We start from the raw sequence: 571 nt of genomic DNA on the forward strand, positions 1-571 counted from the left end.
ATAATAAGCTTTTTCTGCTTTAGTCCAAGGAGCTATAGCTCCTTTGATAGGATCTTTTAAATATATACTTTGCCAATCTTTAAATTCAAGTAAAGTAGAACTTTGTCCTGTATAAAAGTTAGGATCTAGGTATTGGGGTTTATAGTCTTTGTAGGGGGAGTTTCTTAATATGCGATCGGCTTCAAAAAGGGCTTTGGAATATTCTTCGGTATAATCGCCTGTTGGCTTAGCACTTCCTGAAAAAATGATTTTATTAGTGTCTTTATATACATCCATTATTAACCCATTGGGTGTATAAATCTCATAAGTTTCACTCATTATCTATCCTTTCTTAATTTAACCCATGTATAAACCATCTTCTATGATTATAGTAGTGGCTAGTCTGCCTATGAAATTAGGCGGAGTTTTTGTTTCTGATGTGATATCAGCATTTGCACTTGTCTTATTGGTCATATCTTCTTTGCCTCTACTTGTATTAGAAGTTTTATCTCTATTTCCATTTATCCCCATATACATAGCCTTAAGATTGTTTTGTCCTATGATATTGAGTTTTTCTAGTAATCTTCTGGTT

2 pseudogenes are annotated in these 571 nt (G+C 32.9%); both read right to left on the reverse strand.

The window, feature by feature from the left end:
* Window positions 1-318: pseudogene (locus AJ936_RS09055) on the reverse strand (hypothetical protein); the annotation flags it as partial.
* A gap of 18 nt (window positions 319-336) precedes the next feature.
* Window positions 337-571: pseudogene (locus AJ936_RS10645) on the reverse strand (hypothetical protein); the annotation flags it as partial.

The sequence above is a fragment of the Campylobacter sp. BCW_6877 genome (genome assembly GCF_001762445.1).
Taxonomy (GTDB): Bacteria; Campylobacterota; Campylobacteria; order Campylobacterales; family Campylobacteraceae; genus Campylobacter_D; species Campylobacter_D jejuni.